Annotated in this window: 21 protein-coding genes and 2 pseudogenes; 14 read left to right on the forward strand and 9 right to left on the reverse strand. The window is 67.5% G+C overall.

The window, feature by feature from the left end:
- Window positions 1–216, reverse strand: a pseudogene (locus tag VET27_RS16185) (lipoprotein LpqH); the annotation flags it as partial.
- Between the two features lie 267 nt (window positions 217–483).
- Window positions 484–864, reverse strand: a complete 381-nt coding sequence (locus tag VET27_RS16190) for a nitroreductase family deazaflavin-dependent oxidoreductase (protein ID WP_526519965.1) — start codon at window positions 862–864, stop codon at window positions 484–486.
- A 22-nt stretch (window positions 865–886) separates the two neighbouring features.
- Here VET27_RS16190 and VET27_RS16195 point away from each other — a divergent pair, with 22 nt between their 5' ends.
- The 3 genes and pseudogenes from VET27_RS16195 (at window position 887) to VET27_RS16205 (ending at window position 2737) form a co-directional block, all read left to right on the forward strand.
- Window positions 887–1273 carry a nitroreductase/quinone reductase family protein gene (locus VET27_RS16195; RefSeq protein ID WP_526519884.1) on the forward strand — a complete coding sequence of 129 codons (387 nt, stop codon included), beginning with the start codon at window positions 887–889 and terminating at the stop codon, window positions 1271–1273.
- Window positions 1274–1327: 54 nt separating this feature from the next.
- A complete protein-coding gene (locus VET27_RS16200) occupies window positions 1328–1729 on the forward strand; it encodes an ArsR/SmtB family transcription factor (RefSeq protein ID WP_526519886.1) in 402 nt (133 codons plus the stop codon).
- Window positions 1726–2737: pseudogene (locus VET27_RS16205) on the forward strand (cation diffusion facilitator family transporter). Before VET27_RS16200 ends, VET27_RS16205 begins: the two are co-directional and overlap by 4 nt.
- Before the next feature lie 65 nt (window positions 2738–2802).
- Here the strand turns inward: VET27_RS16205 and VET27_RS16210 are convergent.
- Both VET27_RS16210 and VET27_RS16215 read right to left on the reverse strand, forming a co-directional pair.
- Window positions 2803–5412, reverse strand: a complete 2610-nt coding sequence (locus VET27_RS16210) for a LuxR C-terminal-related transcriptional regulator (protein WP_526519888.1) — start codon at window positions 5410–5412, stop codon at window positions 2803–2805.
- A gap of 77 nt (window positions 5413–5489) precedes the next feature.
- Entirely contained in the window at window positions 5490–5687 is a 198-nt protein-coding gene (locus VET27_RS16215; RefSeq protein WP_526519890.1) for a hypothetical protein, read from the reverse strand.
- Between the two features lie 184 nt (window positions 5688–5871).
- On the opposite strand from VET27_RS16215, the gene VET27_RS16220 reads away from it, so the two are divergent.
- The 10 genes from VET27_RS16220 to VET27_RS16265 all read left to right on the forward strand — a co-directional run bounded on the left by VET27_RS16220 (window position 5872) and on the right by VET27_RS16265 (window position 17493).
- Window positions 5872–6360: a lipoprotein LpqH gene (locus VET27_RS16220; RefSeq protein ID WP_526519892.1), complete on the forward strand. Its 489-nt coding sequence runs from the start codon at window positions 5872–5874 to the stop codon at window positions 6358–6360.
- Between the two features lie 229 nt (window positions 6361–6589).
- Complete coding sequence (locus VET27_RS16225) at window positions 6590–7171, forward strand: hypothetical protein (RefSeq protein ID WP_526519894.1); 582 nt, start codon at window positions 6590–6592, stop codon at window positions 7169–7171.
- Window positions 7164–10034 (forward strand): beta-propeller fold lactonase family protein, encoded by a 2871-nt coding sequence (locus VET27_RS16230; protein WP_526519896.1) that lies wholly within the window; start codon window positions 7164–7166, stop codon window positions 10032–10034. The genes VET27_RS16225 and VET27_RS16230 overlap by 8 nt, the downstream gene beginning before the upstream one ends.
- A gap of 433 nt (window positions 10035–10467) precedes the next feature.
- The gene (gene hemL, locus VET27_RS16235; protein WP_526519898.1) at window positions 10468–11769 is read left to right on the forward strand and encodes a glutamate-1-semialdehyde 2,1-aminomutase; all 1302 of its coding nucleotides are present in this window, start codon (window positions 10468–10470) and stop codon (window positions 11767–11769) included.
- Complete coding sequence (locus VET27_RS16240; protein ID WP_526519900.1) at window positions 11766–12380, forward strand: histidine phosphatase family protein; 615 nt, start codon at window positions 11766–11768, stop codon at window positions 12378–12380. Before hemL ends, VET27_RS16240 begins: the two co-directional genes overlap by 4 nt.
- Window positions 12377–12961, forward strand: coding sequence for a TlpA disulfide reductase family protein (locus VET27_RS16245; RefSeq protein WP_526519902.1), 585 nt, complete (start codon window positions 12377–12379; stop codon window positions 12959–12961). The genes VET27_RS16240 and VET27_RS16245 overlap by 4 nt, the downstream gene beginning before the upstream one ends.
- 38 nt (window positions 12962–12999) lie before the next feature.
- A complete protein-coding gene (locus VET27_RS16250; RefSeq protein WP_526519967.1) occupies window positions 13000–13776 on the forward strand; it encodes a cytochrome c biogenesis CcdA family protein in 777 nt (258 codons plus the stop codon).
- A gap of 113 nt (window positions 13777–13889) precedes the next feature.
- Window positions 13890–15404, forward strand: coding sequence for a cytochrome c biogenesis protein ResB (gene resB, locus VET27_RS16255; RefSeq protein WP_526519969.1), 1515 nt, complete (start codon window positions 13890–13892; stop codon window positions 15402–15404).
- On the forward strand, window positions 15401–16378 hold the full coding sequence (gene ccsB, locus VET27_RS16260) for a c-type cytochrome biogenesis protein CcsB (protein WP_526519905.1): 978 nt from the start codon (window positions 15401–15403) through the stop codon (window positions 16376–16378). The genes resB and ccsB overlap by 4 nt, the downstream gene beginning before the upstream one ends.
- Entirely contained in the window at window positions 16375–17493 is a 1119-nt protein-coding gene (locus tag VET27_RS16265; protein WP_526519971.1) for a MinD/ParA family ATP-binding protein, read from the forward strand. Before ccsB ends, VET27_RS16265 begins: the two co-directional genes overlap by 4 nt.
- A 7-nt stretch (window positions 17494–17500) precedes the next feature.
- On the opposite strand, the gene VET27_RS16270 is transcribed toward VET27_RS16265, so the two are convergent.
- Window positions 17501–17659, reverse strand: coding sequence for a hypothetical protein (locus VET27_RS16270; RefSeq protein ID WP_526407020.1), 159 nt, complete (start codon window positions 17657–17659; stop codon window positions 17501–17503).
- Between the two features lie 123 nt (window positions 17660–17782).
- On the opposite strand from VET27_RS16270, the gene VET27_RS16275 reads away from it, so the two are divergent.
- Entirely contained in the window at window positions 17783–18064 is a 282-nt protein-coding gene (locus VET27_RS16275; RefSeq protein ID WP_526519973.1) for a DUF4229 domain-containing protein, read from the forward strand.
- A gap of 31 nt (window positions 18065–18095) precedes the next feature.
- Here VET27_RS16275 and VET27_RS16280 read toward each other — a convergent pair whose 3' ends face one another.
- The 4 genes from VET27_RS16280 to VET27_RS16295 form a co-directional block, all read right to left on the reverse strand.
- Window positions 18096–18767 carry a hypothetical protein gene (locus tag VET27_RS16280; protein ID WP_526519907.1) on the reverse strand — a complete coding sequence of 224 codons (672 nt, stop codon included), beginning with the start codon at window positions 18765–18767 and terminating at the stop codon, window positions 18096–18098.
- Window positions 18768–18873: 106 nt separating this feature from the next.
- Window positions 18874–19746, reverse strand: coding sequence for a 1,4-dihydroxy-2-naphthoate polyprenyltransferase (locus tag VET27_RS16285; protein ID WP_526519975.1), 873 nt, complete (start codon window positions 19744–19746; stop codon window positions 18874–18876).
- Window positions 19747–20263: 517 nt separating this feature from the next.
- A complete protein-coding gene (locus VET27_RS16290) occupies window positions 20264–20809 on the reverse strand; it encodes a DoxX family membrane protein (RefSeq protein WP_526519909.1) in 546 nt (181 codons plus the stop codon).
- Complete coding sequence (locus tag VET27_RS16295) at window positions 20806–21663, reverse strand: nucleoside phosphorylase (RefSeq protein ID WP_526519911.1); 858 nt, start codon at window positions 21661–21663, stop codon at window positions 20806–20808. Before VET27_RS16295 ends, VET27_RS16290 begins: the two co-directional genes overlap by 4 nt.
- Between the last annotated feature and the right edge of the window lie 76 nt (window positions 21664–21739).

Raw genomic sequence — 21739 nt, forward strand, 5'->3', positions numbered from 1 at the left:
ACACACCACGGTGCCCGACACGTTCTGATCCTGGCCATCGATCGTGACCTTGGTTCCGCCGCCGGGTGCAGCTGTGGCGCTGGCGGTGCCCGCGCCTGTAGTTGCGTCAGCCGAGGTGGTCGGACTCTCAGACTTCTTCTCGTTCGACGAAAAGCCGGACAGACCGGCGATGACGACCGCCGCGCCGCTTACGGCGACCAGGAATGGATGCTTCACGATGGTTCTCCTTTGGTTGTGTGGCCGTCACGAAGCAAGTTAGGGCAGCTGCCGTCGAGCGGCTGGCGTAGTCGACAACCCCAGTTCCGCGATCGGCTTCGCCACCAAGCTGGGTAAGCCCCGCCGCTATGCGTGGCGCGAGATCGAGAAGTTCATGCTTGTGGCGCCGGCTTCGCACATCGAGGATGCGGTTGCTACTCCGGCAAGTGGATTGCCACGCGGTTGACGACTGGCGGTTGAACTCCGCATGCTGATCGGCGAACCACATCAACACCTACGCAACAGCACGGCGTCGTCGAACGGCAGCCGCGCAAAGATCGGCTTAAACAGCCCCTTCACCGAGCCCGCGGCCTCTGCTTTGGGCATCACCCGTGGATCCGTCACCGCGAATGTCTTTCCATAGCGTCGTATCCGACCGCCGTTGGCCGCGGTGATGTTCTTCAGCCAGTCCCGGTTCGGTCCGTAGGTCAACAAGATGGCCACCCCGTCACCGGTGCTGAACACGGTCAAGGGCGTCTTGAACTGCTTTCCGGACTTGCGGCCGACGTGTTCGAGGATGCCCATCGTCGGGGCCCAGCCCGCCCACAACCGTTGAACGGGATTGGTGACACGGCGGTTGAAACGGGCCAGCCATTGCGGTAGTTGCACATGGGCGATCAAACTCGTTGTCATGGCCTATCTCAAGCCCCCGTGGTTCACCGCGAAGATCTTCAACAGGGCTGCAATGGCGTTCGGGATCGGCGGCGCCGCGACGTTGACCGTCACCACGCGCAGCACCAAGCAGCCGCAGCAGATCCCTGTCGTCGTGCCCGAGGTCGAGGGTGTCAAGTACCTGGTGTCGACGCGGGGAGATTCGGAGTGGGTGCGTAACGTCCGCGCCGATCCCAACGTCAAACTCGGTGACGCCGGCTTCGTCGCGAGCGAAGTTCCGGTGGAGCAGCGAGCGCCGATCATCGCGGTCTACCGGCCGCTGGCGGGCAAGGTCGTCGAGGGCTACTGGAAGAAGCTGCCCGACGACGCCGACCACCCCGTCTTCGCCCTGACCCCGGCGGGGTGACGTCGGACGCCGCCATGGGTTTCCACACTCTAGGTGCTCCGCTATTATCTGCGTATGAATGTAGATAAGCAGCCACGTAGTCGTCGGCTCGACGACGATCAGGTGGGGCTGATGGTCGAGGTGTTCCGCATGCTGGCCGACGCGACCCGCGTGCGGGTGCTGTGGGCGCTGGTTGACCAGGAACTGTCCGTCAACGACCTGGCCGAGCACGTCGGCAAGCCCGCCCCATCGGTGTCCCAGCATCTGGCCAAGCTCCGTATGGCGCGTTTGGTCCGCACCCGCCGCGAGGCCACGACGATCTTCTACAGCCTCGAGAACGACCACGTCCGCCAACTCGTCAGCGATGCGGTGTTCAACGCCGAACACGCCAGCCCCGGCATCCCTGGTCACCACCGCAGGGACGACGACGTCGAGGTAATGCCGCAGCAGGATGCCCGAAAGGCGAACCGTCGATGAGACGCAGCGACCACGGCCACGATCACGAACACGGCCACGATCACCGCGGTGGGCTGCGCGGAGCGCTGCGCGAAGTGTTCTCCCCGCACAGTCACGACGCCTTTGACAGCGTCGACGACGCCCTTGAGTCCAGTGCGATCGGTATCCGCGCCGTCAAGATCAGCCTGATCGCGCTGGGTATCACCGCCGCGTTCCAAGTCGTGATCCTCGTCGTCTCCGGGTCGATTGCGTTGGCGGCGGACACCATTCACAACTTCTCCGACGCGCTGACGGCCATCCCCCTGTGGATCGCGTTCGTCCTGGGCCGCCGGGCCGCGACGAGGAGGTACAATTACGGCTACGGACGCGCGGAGGACCTCGCCGGCCTGTTCGTCATCCTGATGATCGCCCTGTCGGCCGTCATCGCCGGATACGAGGCGATCCGACGGCTGGTTAATCCGATCACCATCGACCACCTCGGCTGGGTGATCGCCGCCGGAATCGTCGGCTTCATCGGAAACGAGCTCGTCGCTGTACCGGATCCGGGTGGGTCGTCAGATTGGTTCGGCAGCCCTTCTCGCCGACGGACTGCACGCCCGCACCGACGGGTTCACCTCACTCGCCGTGGTGTTGGGCGCGATCGGCGTCGGGCTTGGCTTCCCACTGGCGGACCCCATCGTCGGGCTGATCATCACCGTGGCCATTGCGGCGGTCCTTCGCACTGCCGCGCGTGACGTGTTCCGCCGCCTGCTCGACGGCGTTGACCCGACGCTCGTCGACACCGCCGAAGCCGCCCTGGCCCGCGAGCCGGGCGTCGTCGAGGTGCGCAGTGTGCGGATGCGCTGGATCGGCCACCGGCTACACGCCGACGCGGAACTCGACGTCGCCCCCGAGACCAGTCTGCAGGATGCTCACCGGGTCGCACACAACGCTGAACACACCCTGACCCATGCGGTGCCCAAGCTGTCCACCGCACTCATCCACGCCTACCCCGCGCGCCAACCGGCTGGGCACGTCCACGGGCACTGACGTACGTCCTGCTTCTCACCGCGGCTGCGGACGATTGTCGTGTTCGGTCGCGTCAGTGGAAAGATTCAGAACCCTTGCAGAATGCCGATCAGCTGTTCGCGGCTGTTGGCTCCGACCCGCTGGCAGGCGCGGAAGAGGTGTCCTTCGACCGAGCGGGTCGACATTGTGAGTCGGTCGGCGATCTGCTTGTTCGATAGCCCTCGTGCGGCAAGCGATATTATTTCGCGCTGACGGGCAGTGAACGGCTGCGACATCGTCGCGGCCCGTAACGCGGGAGTCAGGGCCCCTTGGCATTCGGCTGCCAGACGCTGGGCCGCGGCGGACGCGCTCATTGCCGCACCGCGCAGCCCGGCGTGTTGATAGGCGACGATTGCGTGGGCTGCGGCGTCGGTGGCGGCGAGGCGATCGCCGAATGCCTCGTATTGGCGTGACGCGTCGACCAAACCGTCGCCGTCTCCCGCCGCGAGTGCGGCGGCGTGGGCCGCGGCCACAGCCGCGCGTGGGCCTTGGACCTGGTCGGTCAACTCGGCCAGCCTGCGCGCGGTGGTGTGGTCGCCAAACTGTGTCGCCGTCTGCAGAAGCATGACTTCCCAGGCCGGTCGGTCACGCTCAGATTCCTTTGCCGCCGCGTCGCGGGTGATCGAGATCGCCTGCGACACAGCGCCTTCAGCGGCACACACCCATGCCTCCGTGATGGATTTCTCCGCGTCCACCATGCAGGCATCGGGGTCTTGGGCCCACCACTCGATGTCACCGAATTCACGGCGCGCGTCGGTCGCACGTCCGGCCATTGCGGTCACGGTCGTCAACCACGACCGTCCGAAGCACTTCATCATGCGCCCGCTGTCCCCGGTACCCAGATATGCAACGGCTTCCCGCAATGAGCGACGCGCGTCGTCCAGAGCGCCCCGGCTCATCGCGGACATGCCGCTACGCACGCTGTGCCATGACTCCTCGAACGGAATGTCGCGCGTGTCGCGCCGAATCCGGGCGATCACGGCGTCCGACTGTGTCAGCGCACCCGCGAGTCGGTAGCCGTAGGCGTGCAGGAACGCCACCGGGTGCCGCAGGTGTGACACCCCTGGAGACCTATCGGCGATGGCGTAGCCGTTGCTTGCCGCGGGCTCCAGCTCCTCGATGCGCCCGAGGTCGGCGAGCCCCGCGACCAGCACCCAGGCCAGTATCATTTGCGAGACGTCGTCGGCAGGAAGGCCGGCGTGGGCGGTGTAGGCCGCTTCGACCGCAGCCCTGGAGTGGCCGCGCTCCAAGTCGATGAGTGCCCGGAGTGCGGTATCGATCGCCTGCGCGAAGTGATCGTCAGCGGGCAGCACCTCGAGTTCGCGTTCGGCGCTGGAAAGTTGACCGAGTACTACCGCGAAGTTCATGGCACGAAGAATCGCAATCTGAGCCCGCGCGGGGCCGGACGCCTGCTCGGCGAGGTCGGCGAGGATTGTCTCCGCTTCGGTGCCGCGCTCTTGCCAGGTGATCGCCATCGCGTGCGTGATCCTGGCGTCTGGGCCACCGCCAGCGGCAACGGCGCGCTCGGCGAGCGTTTCGGCGAGCCGATGGTCCAGCAGTTGCATCGCGGCCGCCGCGGCGGCGAGGAGGAACTCTGGGTCAGGCGTGAGATCGGATTCGATGGTGAGGGCCGCACGGCGGACCAGGTCTCGGGGATCTGTTGAGCCCTTTCGAGCGAGTTCGCTGGCGATGTGCCCGCGGAGTCGCTGCAGCCGCAGGGACTCGGCGCCGCGGCGGACCTCGCCGAGTAGTGGATGCGCCAGCCGCACCACCGCCGGTCGCACGCCGGAGTCGACGCTTGCCAACCCGAGTGATTCGGCCTCGGCGAGCGCGTCGGCATCCGTCACAGCCGCCAATACATCCGTATCCAGTGGCTCGGCCACGGCGAGAGCATCGAGAACGACACGAACGGTCGTGGGTACTTCGGCCAGCCGCGCTTCGAGCAACTCTGCAAGTGTCGGTGAGAGACGGGGACGCCCGTCCCACAGCCAGATACCCGAGCGCTGTGTCATCCGACCGGCGTTCACCTCGTTCTCGAGGAGGTGACGCAAATAGAGCGAGTTGCCTTGGGTGTAGCGCCAAAGCCGTTGTGCACTACGGGAGTCGACCGGCCCGTCGAGTACGTGCTCCAACAGTCTCGCGATCTCTGGCAGCGATAGCGGTTGCAGTTCAAGGCGTTCCAGATGAAGGTCCTTCCAGATCGCCGTGATGGCGTCCGGCGGCTTTTCTCCCGAGTGGATCGTCAGGATCACGGTGGCCAGTCGACGAATGACGAGTTGGTGAACGGCGAACGCCGACATGTCGTCCAGCAGATGCGCATCGTCGACGCCGACGACCACCTCGCGATCCGGTGCCGCACCGATGAGCCCGTCGATGACCTCACGTACCCGTCGCAGGGGATCGGGACCGAATTCGCTGGCGACGTCGGCGAATGCGCCCAGCGGAATGCCGCGCGCCGATGCGGTCCCGACGATCCAGTGCCGGCGCGCGTTACGCGGAACGCAGTTCGCGACGGCTTCGCGCGCGACCCGCGTCTTGCCCACACCGGCGGAGCCGGACAACACGATCCCACGGGCACCGTCGGCGGTCGCCCGCGTGGCGTCGGCAATCACCTGGAGCTCTTCGGATCGCCCGATCAGTGGCCACTGGCGGATCACCGCCGAATTCTAACCGCCGCAGGCGCCCTGCATCCGTTCTCAAGCAAGGCCGAGATCACGATTGGCGGTGCCAGCAATCACATCGGTGGCTGCTCGGATGCGGCTGCGAGCTTGGCGTCGGCGACTCGCATGAACGTCGGCAGCGCGTCCAGGTCCACCCCGACGCACTCGGCGATCACCTCCTCGGCAATCCCGGCATCGCGCATCCGCAACGCGGTCGCATACGGCAACGGCAACCGCTGCAGCGACTCGGCCCGGCGGGCATCGGTGGCCATAGATGAAGATTCACGCCGTCTTCAATGTCCGGCTGGGGTAGTTCGCTACCCCAATCCGGATACTCCTTGGCGCCTGGCCCACCGGGCGAACTGGGGTAGTCGACTACGCCACACACCTGCCGGAAAGCGCTCTACGTTGCCGTTGTAGCCATCGAGGCGACGCACGAACGAAGGGAAAACATCGATGAAGCGAGTTCTCGCGGCGGTGATCGGACTGATCGCCAGCGCCGCCATGTTGGTGGGCTGCTCCGACGACAAGGGCAGCAGCGCCCCGGCGAGCACGGCGGCCGCTGGCGGCTCCGACGTCTCAACTGGTGGCGCCAGCGAGGTCAAGGTCGACGGCGCCGATCTGGCCGGCCTGGACCCGGCCTCGGTCACCTGTGTCAAGCAGGGCGGCAAGATCAACATCGGCAGCGGCGCGGCCGGCCCCCAGCAAGGTCTGGGCGTGGTGATGACGGATGAGGCGACGCCGGTCGTCGAGTCCCTGGGCCTGGTGGTCGACGGCAATGCCCTTGCCGTGGCCAACAATATGGGCATGAAGACCGGCTCGGCCGAGGTCAAGGTCGAAGGTGACACCTACACGATCACCGGTGAGGCACAGGGCGCCGACCTGAAGAATCCGATGGCCGGGATGATCACCAAGAAGTTCGAAATCACGGTGAGTTGCAGCTAGAAGACCGCACTTAGGCGGCGGGCGTGCTGAGCACGCCCGCCGCTTTCGCAGCGTGCAGCGGTGACGACGTGGCAGCGAGTCACACCACCGTCGAGATGAAGTGGTCCCGTCCTGTGAACGGCCGAACTGGGGTAGCCGATTACCCCAGCCGACCCGCCGGAGCGCACCTAATTTTCTTGGTAAACAACGCGAATGCGCGATCGGTGTCCGTGTCCATGGAGGTGCCACGATGGGTAACACGAAATACGTCGGCCGGGTCGGTGCGCTGGCGGTCGCGCTGGGCATCGGTACGGCGGTGGTCACGTCGCCGGGGGTCGCGATGGCCGATCCTTCGGCGGATTCGTCGTCAGCACCTGACTCCTCGTCATCGAACGCATCACCTGCTGCGGAGTCCACGTCCAAGGATGACGCGAAACCTGCTGCGTCCGTGGCCACTTCGAGTGAAGCGCAGACAGCGGCGCATACCGGGGTACCGACTGCAGACCCGCGGTCGGGGATCGTGCAGGCGTCCGGTGGCGCGCACAGCTCGCGGGACGCCGAGGAGGAGCCCGCCGCATCGACCGACGAGGACACCTCGGCACCGCTGAGTACGCCGGAACCCGCGGACGCGGAACCCGCGGACGCCGAACCCACGGACGCGAAGCCCGCCACCAGACCGGAGCCGAGCGCGCCGGAACAGTCGCCGGTCTCGGCGGCCCCGGCTCCGCCACCGGCCACCGTCGCTCACACCGAATCTTCGGACAACGACGGTCCGGCGTTTGCGCACCCGCAGACCGTCCATCTGCCCGCCGCTGACACTGACATTGCCTGACCCGGACGACCCGGTGCCCGCCATCCGCAATCTGGTCGCCGTCGAACAACCGGCGACGACGGTGTCGGTGGCCTCGGCGCGCAGCAGCACTGCGACGGCCTCCGCGGGGCCCAGCGCGGCCGCGGCGCCCGCCACGGCGGCGCAGCTGCTGCCGGCTGCTCCGGTGAACCCGTTCGGCGTGGTGTCGGACGTGGTGTCGCGCGTGGTGTCGGGGTTGTTGGCATGGGTGGGGTTGGGTCCGTCGATGACGACCGCCCCCGCTGCGCCGGTGCAGTCGGTCGGGCTGTGGGGGTTGCTGGCCTGGGTGCGCCGCGAGGTCCAGCGCACGTTGTTCAATCAGGCCCCCACCATCAGCTACGACTCCACGTCGAACGTTCGGACCCTCGACGGGGTGGTGACCGGTCACTTGACTGCCGTAGACCCCGATGGCGACCCGGTGAGTCTCCGCGTCGTCGAGGCCCCGAGATACGGGACGGTGGTGCTCAACCGGGACGGCACCTTCACCTATACGCCCAACCCCGACTTCGCTCGCACCGGTGGCACCGACGAGTTCACCGTCCTGTCCTCCGACACCGGATTCCATTTGCACGGACCGTTTGGTGTGTTCGCCCCCGGCTTCGGCCACACCACCCTCATCAAGGCAAGCGTCCCGTTGTTCGCCATCGGGACCACCATCGATGTCGGCGACGACCCGAACGGGGTGGCGGTCAGCCCCGACGGCGCCACCGTCTACATCACCAACATCTGGGACGGCACGGTGTCGGTGATCGACACCACCACCAACACCGTCACCACCACCATCACCGTCGGCGCCTTTCCGCGCGGTGTGGCGGTCAGCCCCGACGGCGCCGCCGTCTACGTCGTCAACAATGCCAGCGGCACGGTGTCGGTGATCGATGCAGCTACCAACACCGTCACCATCAACACCGACGTCGGCGACGATCCGCGCGGGTTGGCGGTCAGCCCGGACGGCACCACCGTCTACGTCGCCAACGCCGAAGACGACACCGTGTCGGTCATCGAAACCACCAACTACACCGTCACCGCCACCATCCCCGTCGGCCACCCGAACCGGGTGGCGGTCAGCCCCGACGGCGCCACCGCCTACGTCACCAACTACTTCGACGGCACGGTGTCGGTGATCGACACCGCCACCAATACCGTCTCCACCACCATCGCCGTCGGCACCTATCCGCTCGGCGTGGCGGTCAGCCCCGACGGCGCCACCGCCTACGTCACCAACTACCTTGAAAACACGGTGTCGGTGATCGACACCGCCACCAATACCGTCACCACCATCATCTCCGTCGGCGACCAGCCGGACGGTGTGGCGGTAAGCCCCGACGGCACCCGGGTCTACGTCGCCAACAAATTCGACAACACGGTGTCGGTGATCAATACGGCCACCAATACCGTGACCGCCACCAAGAACGTCGGCGGCAATCCGGTCGGTGTGGCGGTTAGCCCCAACGGCACCCGAGTCTACGTCGCCAACGAGTTCGACGGCACCGTGTCGGTGCTCAATGTGTCGGCGGTGCAGATGAATAGTGTTGTGGCACAGGCAGTTCCGGCGAACCTGCTGACCCCCGCCCCGCAGACGAGCGTGGTGTCGAGGCTGTGCGGGCTGCTGGGCTTGGTGGCGAAGCAGATCCAGCGCACGTTCTTCAATCAGGCCCCAACCATTGGCTACAACCCCGCGTTGAACAGCCAGACCCTCGACGGGGTGGTGACCGGTGACCTCAATGCCGCCGACGGTGATGGCGACCCGGTGAGTCTTCGCGTCGTCGAGGCCCCGAGATACGGGACGGTGGTGATCAACCGGGACGGCACCTTCACCTATACGCCCAACCCCGAGTTCGCTCGCACCGGGGGCACCGACGAGTTCACCGTCCTGTCCGCCGACACCGGATTCCACCTGCACGGACCGTTCGGGGTGTTCGCGCCCGGCTTCGGCCACACATCCCTCGCGAAGGCGAGCGTCCACTTGTTCAAGATCCCGGCCATCATCGATGTCGGCGACGGCCCGGCCGGGGTGGCGGTCAGCCCCGACGGGGCCACCGTCTACGTCGCCAACAGCCAGGACGACACGGTGTCGGTGATCGACGCCGCCGGCAAGACCGTTACCGCGACCATCACCGTCGGCGACATTCCACTCGCAGTCGCCGTCAGCCCCAACGGCACCACCGCCTACGTCAACAACGGCCAGGACACCTCCGTGTCGGTGATCAACACCGCCACCAACACCGTCATCGCCACCATCGACCTCAGCGACGTACCGAACGGGCTGGCGGTCAGTCCCAACAGCGCCATCCTCTACGTCACCCAGCGCGATGCCGGCGCCGTGTTGGTGATCGACACCGCCACCAACACCGTGAGCGACACCATCACCGTCGGCGGCGCCCCCGCCTCGGTGGCGATCAGCCCCGACGGCGCCACCCTCTACGTCGCCCTTGGTGCCGACTCGGTGACCGACACGGTGGCGGTGGTCGGCACCGGCACCGTCACCACCATCACCGTCGGCAACCCGCCGGTCGGGGTGGCGGTCAGCCCGGACGGCACCCTCGCCTACGTGACCAAGCTCAACGACAACACGGTGTCGGTGATCGACACGGCCAGCAACACAGTCATCGCGACCATCACCGTCGGCAACGCGCCGACCATGGTCGCCTTCAGCCCCGATGGCACGAGGGCGTACGTCGCCAATTTCATCGATGACACCGTGTCGGTGATCAACACCGCCACCAACACCGTCACCACCACCAGAACCGTTGGCAGCGGACCGGTCGGGGTGGCGGTCGGCCCCGACGGCACCGTCTACGTCAGCCATGGTGGCGACGGCACCGTGTGGGCCATCGACTTCTGACAACCCCCGCCGTCCCCAGCTACGAAAGGAACATCATGAAAGGAACATCATGAAACGAACACTCGTCGCGGGGTTGACGACGGCCGCCCTGGTATCGAGCGGACTCGGCCTGGCCGCAGGCACCGCGCGGGCGGCCAACGAGGGCCCGTTCGTATGGTGCCCAGGGCAAACCATGAGTTACCCGGGGCCGGGGCGCGAATTCCTCTGGGACATGAACGTCTGCCACACCTGGTACCGCGTCGACTTCGGGAAGGGCAATGTGCCACGAAATTCGCCGCCGCCCCCAGAATCGAATATTTGGGACGGAGACAACCCCCCGCCGAGCGATCGGTGCTACCCCTGGTGTTTGTAGGCTGGCCCGGCCCGGCCAGGTGAGACCTTTCTCCTACACCCTGTAGTTGACGCCCGGTGGCCGACTGGGACACTGGAGATCATGGGTATCGAAACGTCGGCACGGTTGTTCGCCGACGCGTCCGCCGTCATTCCCGGCGGGGTCAACTCGCCGGTCCGTGCCTTCAACGCGGTGGGCGGGACGCCGCGGTTCATCACCAAGGCAAGTGGCTGCTGGCTCACCGATGCCGACGACAACCGCTACGTCGACCTGGTGTGCTCGTGGGGTCCGATGATCCACGGCCACGCGTACCCCGCCGTCGTTCAGGCCGTCCAGCGAGCCGCCGCCGACGGACTGAGCTTCGGAGCGCCGACGCCATCGGAGAGTGAACTGGCGCGGGAGATCGTCGGCCGCGTCGCGCCCGTCGAGAGGGTGCGGCTGGTCAACTCGGGCACCGAGGCCACGATGAGTGCCATCCGGCTGGCCCGGGGCTTCACCAGGCGCGCGAAGATCGTTAAGTTCTCGGGCTGCTACCACGGACACAGTGACGCCCTGCTCGCCGACGCAGGGTCGGGCGTCGCGACGTTGGGCCTACCGTCCTCGCCGGGCGTCACCGGTGCAGCTACCGCCGACACGGTCGTGTTGCCCTACAACGCCATCGGCGCCGTCGAGGCGGCGTTCGCCGAGTTCGGCGACGACATCGCCTGCGTGATCACCGAAGCCGCGGCGGGCAACATGGGCACCGTGCCACCGCTTCCCGGCTTCAACGCCGGGCTGCGCCGCATCACCGCCGAACACGGGGCGCTCCTCGTTCTCGATGAGGTGATGACGGGCTTTCGGGTCAGCCGATCCGGCTGGTACGGACTCGATCCGGTGGACGCCGACCTCTTCGCCTTCGGCAAGGTCATGAGCGGCGGACTGCCCGCGGCTGCGTTCGGCGGTCGTGCCGAGGTCATGGAGCGCCTGGCTCCGTTGGGCCCCGTCTACCAGGCGGGCACGCTGTCGGGTAACCCCGTCGCGATGGCCGCCGGGCTGGCCACGCTGCGGGCGGCCGACGACGCCGTCTACGCGACCTTGGATGCCAACGCGGACCGACTTGCCGGGTTGCTCACCGGTGCCTTGACCGAAGCGTCTGTGACACATCGCATTTCGCGGGCTGGCAGCATGCTGAGCGTGTTCTTCACCGATCAGAAGGTGGTCGACTTCGCCGGGGCGCGCGCCACCGAAACCTGGCGCTTCCCGGCGTTCTTCCACGCCCTCCTCGACGCCGGGGTCTACCCGCCGTGCAGCGCCTTCGAGGCGTGGTTCGTGTCGACGGCGCTCGACGATGATGCGTTCGACCGCATCGGCGCCGCCCTGCCCGCTGCGGCCCGTGCCGCCGCCGAAGCGCAGAGCCCCGCATGACGGACACCACGATTGTGCACGTGATGCGGCACGGCGAAGTGCACAATCCGGACAAGATCCTCTACGGGCGGCTGCCCGACTTCCACCTGTCCGACAAGGGTCGTGACCAGGCGCAGCGCGTGGCCGACTGGCTGGCCAACCACGACGTCGTACACGTCGCCGCCTCGCCGCTGGAACGCGCGCAGGAGACCGCCGGGCCCATCGCCGCGACGCACGGCCTGTCGATCGACACCGACCGCGATCTCATCGAATCCGTGAACGTCTTCGAGGGCGAGCGGGTGTCCCCGGGTGACGGCGCGCTGCGCAATCCCCGCAACTGGTGGCACCTACGCAACCCCCACACGCCGTCCTGGGGCGAGCCCTACGGTCACATCGCCGACCGCATGCAGGCGGCGCTCCACCGCGCCAGGGACAAGGCCGTCGGCCACGAGGCGGTGTGCGTCAGTCATCAGCTGCCGACGGCGACCCTGCGCCGCTCGTTGACCGGACAGACCCTGCATCATCTTCCGACCGCGGCCAAACGGATGTGCAACCACGCGTCGCTGACGTCCTTCTACTTTCACGACGAGGCGTTGGTCGGCTGGAGTTATGCGGAGCTGGGTGGCCAGTGAGGTGGCTGTTGGCTTTCCTTTCGTCGGCGGCGGTGCTGCTGACCGGATGCGCGACCGGTGACGACGCGGTAGCCCAGGGCGGCACCTTCGAGTTCGTGGCGCCAGGCGGCAAGACCGACATCTTCTACGACCCACCCGAGAGTCGAAGTCGCCCAGGCAAGATCAGCGGCCCCGAGCTGACCGACCCGTCGAAGACCGTTTCGCTGGACGACTTCGCGGGGAAGGTCGTCGTCATCAACGTCTGGGGACAGTGGTGCGGACCGTGCCGCTCGGAGATCCCCGAGCTGCAAGAGGTGTACGACGCCACCCGGGCCGACGGCGTCGCGTTCCTCGGCATCGACGTCCGTGACAACAACCGCGACGCTGCAGTCGATTTCGTCACCGACCGCAAGGTCACGTTCCCGTCGATCTACGACCCGGCCATGCGCACCATGATCGCGTTCGGCGGCAGGTATCCCACCACCGTCATCCCGTCCACGGTCGTCCTCGACCGGCAACACCGGGTCGCCGCGGTGTTCCTGCGCGAGTTGCTGGCGGAGGACCTGATGCCCGTCGTGCAGAGGTTGGCGGCCGAGAAGTGACCGACCTCGCAGTGAGTCTCGACCAGGTCGGCACGTTGATGTCGGCCGGTCCGCTGGCTCTCGCGTTCTGCGTCAGCGTGCTGGCCGGGTTCGTCTCTTTCGCATCGCCGTGCGTGGTGCCGTTGGTGCCCGGCTACCTGTCCTACCTGGCGGCGATCGTCGGTGTCGAGGACGGTCCGGACCAGGTCGGTGAAGACGGTGGCGCCGCCCGCACGACCGTCCGCGCCGCCCGGTTGCGCGTGGCGGGCGCCGCCGCGTTGTTCGTGGCCGGGTTCACGGTCGTGTTCGTGCTCGGCACCGTGGCGGTGCTCGGGCTGACCACCACGCTGTTGACCAATCAGCTTCTGCTGCAACGCATCGGCGGCGTCGTCACGATCGTGATGGGACTGGTGTTCGTCGGGTTCATCCCGGCGCTGCAGCGCGAGGCGCGGTTCACGCCGAAGCTGCTGTCCACCATCGGCGGCGCACCGCTGCTCGGGGCGGTCTTCGCCCTCGGTTGGACGCCGTGCCTCGGCCCGACGCTGACCGCGGTGATCGCGGTGGCGTCCGCCACCGACGGCGCGGGCGTGGCGCGTGGTGTCGTGCTCGTCGTCGCGTACTGCCTCGGGTTGGGAATCCCGTTCCTGCTGTTGGCCTTCGGATCATCGCGGGCCGTCCAGGGGCTGGGGTGGCTGCGTCGCCACACCAGGGGCATCCAGGTCTTCGGTGGCGTGCTGTTGATCGTGGTCGGCGTCGCACTGGTCACCGGTCTGTGGGCCGACTTCATCTCCTGGGTGCGAGACGCGTTCGTCAGCGACGTGCGGCTGCCGATATGACACCCGACCTGCCCTCCTCGCGAGCAGACGCAAAGGTGCTCGAATCGAGGCGTTTCGGAGTACTTTCGCGACTGCTCGCGCTGGTGCGGAACACCTGGCGCACCTTGACCTCGATGGGCACGGCGCTGGTGCTGCTGTTCCTGCTGGCGCTCGCGGCGATCCCCGGCGCACTGCTGCCGCAGCGCAGTCTCAACGAGGCCAAGGTGCAGGGGTACCTGGCCGAGCACACGCTGATTGGTCCGTGGCTGGATCGGCTGCAGGCGTTCGACGTGTTCTCCAGTTTCTGGTTCACCTCGATCTACGCGCTGCTGTTCATCTCGCTGGTCGGGTGTCTCACGCCACGCCTGGCCGAGCACGTCCGCAGCATGCGCGCCATGCCCGTCGCCGCTCCGCGGAATCTCGCCAGGCTGCCGAAGCACGAGTCGCTGGACACCACGGGTCAACCGGAGGCCGTCGCCGCCGACGTCGAGAAGCGCCTCAAGGGCTGGCGGCGGGTCAGCCGCCGCGACGGCGACACCATCGAAATCTCTGCGGAGAAGGGCTATTTCCGTGAGTTCGGCAACATCGTCTTCCACTTCTCGCTACTCGGTCTGCTGGTCGCGGTGGCGGCCGGCAAGCTGTTCGGTTACGAGGGCAACGTCATCGTCGTCGCCAACGGCGGGCCGGGATTCTGCTCGGCGTCTCCGGCGGCCTTTGACTCGTTCCGGGCGGGTAACACCGTCGACGGAACGTCACTGCATCCGATCTGCCTGCGGGTCAACGACTTCGACGCGGACTATCTGCCGAGTGGGCAGGCGCTGAGCTTCGCGGCCAACGTCGACTACCAGGCCGGAGACGACCTCGTCACCGATACCTGGCGGCCCTACCGGCTGGAGGTCAACCACCCGCTGCGCCTCGGCGGTGACCGGCTGTACCTGCAGGGCCACGGCTACGCCCCGACGTTCACCGTCACCTTCCCCGACGGGAAGACGCGCACCCAGACCGTGCAGTGGCAGCCCGACGACCCGATCACCCTGTTGTCGTCGGGCGTCATCCGCGTCGACCCACCCGGCGGCACCTATCCCGACGCCGGCGACCGGCGCAAGAACCAGATCGCGATCCAGGGGTTGTTCGCGCCGACCGAACAGCTCGACGGCAAGCTTCTGTCGTCGAGCTTTCCGGCGCTGAACGACCCGGCGGTTGCGATCGACGTCTATCGCGGCGACACGGGTCTCGACACCGGGCGACCGCAGTCACTGTTCAGCCTCGATTCCAGCCTGATCGACCAGAAGCGGCTCACCAAACAGGCCCGGGTGAACCTGAAGGCGGGCGAGTCGACGCGGCTCGACGACGGCACCCGGGTCGCGTTCGACGGCGCGGTGCCGTTCATCAACGTCCAGGTCTCCCACGACCCGGCGCAGATCTGGGTGCTGGTGTCGGCGATGGCGATGATGGCCGGGCTTCTGGTGTCGCTGGTGGTGCGTCGCCGCCGGATCTGGGTTCGTGTGTCACCGACGTCGCCGGGTACCGTTAACGTCGAGCTTGGTGGCCTCGCTCGCACGGACAACTCCGGGTGGGGCGACGAGTTCGAGAAGCTGACCGAGCGGCTGGTGCCTCCGGCGGAAACAGGCGGGAGAGAGCGTTCGTGAACAACCCCAACATCGACCTCGGGCTGGCCCGACTCTCGGACTTGGCCTTCACGTCGACGATCGTGGTGCTGGTCATCGCGTTGCTCCTGCTCGCGGTCGAACTCGCCTACAGCAGCAGCCGCAAGGCGGACGCCCGTGAGCTGGTGTCCGCGGGTGCCGTCACGGCCGACAGCGCCCAGCCCGGCGTCATCGTCGAGACCCCGAAACGGCCGTTCGACGAACGGATCGGTCGGGCCGGTCTCGCGCTGGTGTACGTCGGCACGGCGATGCTGCTGGCCTGCATCGTGCTGCGTGGTCTGGCGACCTCACGCGTGCCGTGGGGCAACATGTACGAGTTCATCAACCTGACGTGCTTCTCCGGGCTGGCGGCGGCGGCGGTCACCCTGCGTCAGCCGAAGTTCCGGGCGCTGTGGGCGTTCGTGCTGCTGCCCGTGCTGATCCTGCTGGCAGTGTCGGGAAAGTGGCTGTACTCCAACGCCGCACCGGTGATGCCCGCGCTGCAGTCCTACTGGCTGCCCATCCACGTGTCGGTGGTCAGCCTCGGCTCGGGGGTGTTCCTCGTCGCGGGCGTGGCGAGCATCCTGTTCCTGGTCAAGATGTCGCCGCTGGGCGACGCGGACCGCGAGGGCAGGCTGGCCGCCATCGTGCAGCGGCTGCCCGACGCTCAGACGCTGGACCGAATCGCCTACCGCACCACGATCTTCGCGTTCCCGATCTTCGGTTTCGGCGTGATCTTCGGTGCCATCTGGGCCGAGGAGGCGTGGGGCCGTTACTGGGGCTGGGACCCCAAGGAGACGGTCGCGTTCATCGCCTGGGTCGTCTACGCCGCCTACCTGCATGCCCGTTCGACGGCGGGCTGGCGGGACAAGAAGGCCGCGTGGATCAACGTCGTCGGCTTCGTCGCGATGGTGTTCAACCTGTTCTTCATCAACCTCGTCGTAGCCGGGCTGCACTCCTATGCAGGGGTGGGCTGAGGTTGACTCCTCCGGCGTCTGAGCAACCACCGGGCTTCCGGTCGCAGCAACGGTTCAGTGATCCATTGCAGGCCATACCGCCGGAGTGGACGGCGCCGACACCACCTCACGGCATGCCGGTCGTCAAGGTGCCGACGACGCCGGAGCCCGCGGCGGCGATCCCCGAGCCCGAGGCGAAGGCGCCGTACCTGGATCTGTCGACCGTGGCCTTGCTCGGCCAGCCCAAGCGAAAGCCGAGCGGGGGCTGGCGCCGCTGGCTCTATCTGGGTTCGTTCACCCTGGTGAACCTCGGCGAGGGGCGCAAGGCGATTCACCGCAGGGCGCTCACCGCTCAGGCCAGTCGACCACTCCGCGGCTGCTACCGGATCGCGTTGCTGTCACTCAAGGGCGGCGTCGGCAAGACGACGATCACCGCGACCCTGGGTGCGACGTTCGCCTCCGCGAGAGGCGATCGGGTCATCGCCGTCGACGCCAACCCCGACCGCGGCACGCTCAGCCAGAAGGTGCCCCTCGAGACGCCGTCGACCGTGCGTCACCTGCTGCGCGACGCCGAGGGGATCAGCAGCTACAGCGACGTCCGCAATTACACGTCGCAGGGCCCGAGCCGACTGGAAGTGCTTGCCTCCGAGAGCGATCCGGCCGTGTCGGAGGCGTTCAGCAGCGACGACTACAAGAGGACGCTGGAGGTGCTCGAGCGCTTCTACAGCCTGGTGCTCACCGACTGCGGCACGGGGATGCTGCACTCGGCGATGTCGGCCGTGCTGAACAACGCCGACGTGTTGATCGTCGTCAGTTCGGGTTCGGTCGACGGCGCGCGCAGTGCGTCCGCGACGTTGGACTGGCTCGACGCTCACGGCTACCAGCAATTGGTGACCAATTCGATCGCCGTCATCAACGCGGTTCGGCCGCAGTCGGGTCGGGGCGGTTCACGCGTCGATCTGGGGAAGGTCGTCGACCACTTCTCCCGCAGATGCAAGGCAGTGCTTCAGGTGCCATTCGACCCGCACCTCGAGGAAGGCGCGGAGATCAGCCTCGACAGGTTGAGGCCAGAGACTCGCGACGCGCTGACGGAGTTGGCGGCCGTGGTCGCCGGCGGATTCCCGGGCGCGCACTGAGACTCGCTCAGCGAGGGTCCTTGCCGTGGTTGAGACGGTTGAGGAACTCCGGGTCGTCATCGGGCCCGATGGTCCTGGTTCTCGGCCGGTTGGCGGTCGCTCGCACCAGGCGCCAGGCCCCATAGGCCAGACCCGCCAAGATGACGACGAGGAGAACGAACTGCAGCACAAAAACCTCCTTGCTGTAAATATACGCGCCGTCGGTAGGCTCGGGTTCGTGTCTGGTGCGGAGGGTTCGGGAGGCAGGAGCGAAGCGACCGGGGATTCGACGACTCGGCCCGGCTCGCGGATGGTGGTCGACGTTCTGATCTACACGATCGCTCGGCTTCTGTTGGTCGTCCTGCTCGCGGCGGCGATCTATTTCGGTGGGCACCTGTTGGGTATCCGCGAGTTTCCGATCGTGGTGCCGCTGCTCTTCGCGATCGTGCTCGCTCTGCCACTGGGTATTTGGCTGTTCGCCCCGCTGCGTCACCGTGCCACTGCCAGCATGGCCGTGTTCGACGAACGCCGCAGCCGCGACCGCGAGCAACTCAGGGCCCGCTTGCGCGGCGACGAGCCTCCGGTCGAGTGACGGAAGTATGACGCCGCTTGGATGAGGTGGGTCAGCCGTCGAGCTGGCCGGCGATCCCGCGTTCGATGCCCTCGCGCGTCGTGGACGGGAGCACGACGAGCCCGTCGAGTTCCTTGCACGCCAGTTCGTATGCCCGCTCGCGCTCGTTCTGCGTCGCACCGGAATCCGATGCCACGCTCAACAGGCTGCGGGCGCGGGCGATGCGCTGCTGACTCTCGGGGGAGAAGTCGCTGCGGCGTCGACGGATCGCTTCGGCCTCGGCGGCGTCGAACGCCGTCGTGTAGTCCTCGACGGCCGCGAGGTACTGGGCGGCGGACTCACGGTCGTCGAACAGGTCTTCGGCCTTGCCCGGTCGCAACAGGTCCGCGCGGAGCTTGGCCTTGTGGAACGCCGTCGTGAGGGGAGCGCGCATGTCGGTCATCAACGGGAAGTCGAGGAGCTTGTCGGCGTCGAGCTCGTACTCCATCCAGCGGGTGTCGGTGCGAACGTGCTCCTCGAGGGTGCGCGTGATGATGCGCCACAGGGCGGCGGGGTTGGTCGGCGCGCCTCCTGACGGGGTCGGCGCATCGTCGTCCTCGTCACCGCCGCGAGGCGGGGCCGACGACCGCTGCACTCGCTTCCATAGGTTCACCCCGGCGAAGACGACGCCCGCCACGGGCACCAGCAGCAGCAGAAGTTCCGCCAACCGAAACACGATGCCCACTCCGCCAGGATGCCACTGTCTGCGGCCGGGGCGCCGATCCTGCGCTGAGGGCGACGACATGCCGAGGGCGGGCACCCTCAGCGCAGACTCGGCGCAAGGGTGGGGGTTACTGGGCGAACGCCAATGCCGCCGCCACGGCGATCGACCACAAAAGCATCGTCAACCCGGTATCGCGCAGCACGGGGATGAGGTCCTTACCGCCGCGGCCGGAACGCACCGGTGCGGCGGCCCGTACCGCCAGGGGCAGCGCCACCAGGCCGACCGCGCTCCATGGCGTAGCGAACGTCAGGGCCAGGGTCAGCACGAACGCCAGCGCCACCAATACCTGATACAGCACGCGGGTGCGCCCGTCACCGAGACGCACCGTCAGCGTGATCTTGCCGGACTCCCGGTCGGTCGGGATGTCGCGAAGGTTGTTGGCCACCAGGACGGCTGACGACAGGGCACCCGTCGCGACGGCGAGCGCAGCGCCGACCCAGTCCACTCGCAGCGCCTGCGTGTACTGCGTGCCGAGGACGGCGACGAGGCCGAAGAACACGAACACGGCGACCTCGCCGAAACCGATGTAGCCGTAGGGCTTCGAGCCCCCGGTGTACAGCCACGCCCCGGCGATGCACGCCGCGCCGACCGCGATGAGCCACGGCTGGCTGGCGATCGCCAACGCCAGGCCCGCCACGGCGCCCACCCCGAGGCTGATCGCCGCGGCGGTCGCGACGGCGCGCGGCGACGCTAGTTTGGACCCGACGAGGCGCAGCGGGCCCGCCCGCACGTCGTCGGTGCCGCGGATGCCGTCGGAGTAGTCGTTGGCGTAGTTGACGCCGACGATCAGGGCCAGCGAGACGATCAACGCCAGCAGGGCCTTCCACCACACGGCGTCGCCGAGCCACGCCGCTGCCCCCGTGCCGGCGATCACCGGAGCGACGGCGTTGGGCAACGTCCGCGGACGGGCGCCCTCGACCCACTGCGCGAGACTGGCCACGCCGGTCATCGTCGCACGGCTACCGTCGACGCCATCGTCGGAAGCCACGAGCTCAGTTGATCGCGGGAAAGGCATCGCGGGCATTCTCGTCGGCAGGTCCATTCGCCAGGCCTGGCTGAGATTGGGTCCGAGGCATGCCAGCCAAGCTGGGGCTTCAGCGGGTCACCCTCCGGCCGCGACTGACTGTTCGCGGACCAGGAGTCTTGCGGGTCGTCGCCGCGCTGCGCCTCGCCGCGCTGCTAGGACCGATGGGAGGTGACGATCCGCGAGACGGTCGTCGTCGGGGTCGTCGGCGCCGGCGGGCTGGGGATGCTGCTAAAGACCCAGCTGGCGCTGTTCGACTACGGCGCCGCGGTCACCACCATCGCCTCGCTTCTGCTGCTGACCGTGCTGGTGGATCTGATCAAGCGCCGGGTTGCGCAGCGCGGTCCGCTGAGTAGGTCACGTCGGTCGGCGCAGAGCAAGCCAGGTGAACGGCTGCGTCACGCCCGCCGGGGTGAGGTGGTTCGTCCGCTGGTCAGAACGGCCACCGGCCATGAAACCGGCGGGCGAGCGACTTGTCGAAGCCGAGCACCCGACCGGCAGGCACGACCGCAAGCAGCAGCAGAGGGAACAGGTCCTCTGCGGGGTAGGTCCACAGGTACTGACCCCGGTCCCACAGCATCAGCCAGATCGGGGTGAGTAGCAGCAGACCGCCCACCGCGGCCAGCCGGGTCGCCACGCCGAAGATCAGACCGAGACCGATGGCGAGTTCGGCGACGGTGAGGAACACGCTGAAGAAGCCCCAGTTCGGGAGCACGAAGTCCTGGTAGACCGACGCAAGCGGGGCGAAGTTGGTCTTCTCCGCGGCGTCAGTGGCGATGAACCGCGCCGCGCCGTTGGTGATGAGGTTGAACGAGAAGAAGCCCCAGTCGTAGTTGGCCTTGTCGAAGATCTTGGCCAGCGCGTTGGACAACCAAACCAGGCCGGTGAAGATGCGCAGCGCGGCGAACGCGCGAGCCATCAACTGGTAGGTGTCCTTCGGTTCGGCTGTCGGGTCGGCGGTGGAGACGGTGTCGGTCATTGCTCGGCGCCCTTCGCTGTGGTGTCTGCGGCCGTGCTGTGGTGGTCACCGGGTACCACCGAACCGTGTCCGGTCCTGACCGCCACCGCCCTGACCAGGGCCATGGCGTCGTGGACGCCGTTGTCCACGCCCTTCTCGAAATCGCTGCCATTGACCGCCATCGTGTTGGTGATGTGGGCCACACACACGACTTTAGTCCCGGCCGCTTGGGCGTAGGCGTAGAGCGCGGCGGCCTCCATCTCCACGCAGGTAATCTGCTCGGCCTCGGCGGCGGCGATAGCGGCGGTGGTCTCGCGGTAGGGGGCGTCGGTCGTCCACGACGCCCCAACCTGTACGCGCTCGGCGAGGTGGTCGAACGCCCCGTCCAGCCGGGCGAGCATCGTGGCGTCGAGGTGGCTCCACCGTGCCGGCGCCACATAGTGAACGCTGGTGCCTTCGTCGCGCAGGGCGCGATCGATGAGCACGAAGTACGGCGGGCTGCCCGACGAGGAGATCTGGCCCGCCGAGGTCACGCTGATCAGCAGTTCGCAGCCGGACGCGGCCAACTGCTCGGCGACGAGCACGGCGAAAGGTGCCCCCACCGCCCGCCCGACCACCCCGATCTCGATGCCGTCCAGATCGGTCGTCCACATCTCGGTGTGATAGCAGGCCCAGCCGGGGTGTCGGCGACCGCGACCGGTTCGGGCCAGGTGCGCGACGATGTCGCCGTCTGGGTCGAGCAGCACGACCTCCGGAACTGCGACGTCCGGAAGGTTCTTCTGCCGACGGGCCTCGCGCAGCAGGCTGGCCGGCTGGAACACCGATGGCGCGTGGTAGTCCTTGTCCCGAAGGAGCGGAGAATCGTCGGTGTTCATGTCTCCTGTTTCGGTTGCCCATGCGGTCCGGCGTCATCCGCGTCATCCACGTCATCCACTGAGACCTCCAAAGTGC

This window comes from Mycobacterium sp., assembly GCF_035633495.1.
Classification (GTDB): domain Bacteria; phylum Actinomycetota; class Actinomycetes; order Mycobacteriales; family Mycobacteriaceae; genus Mycobacterium.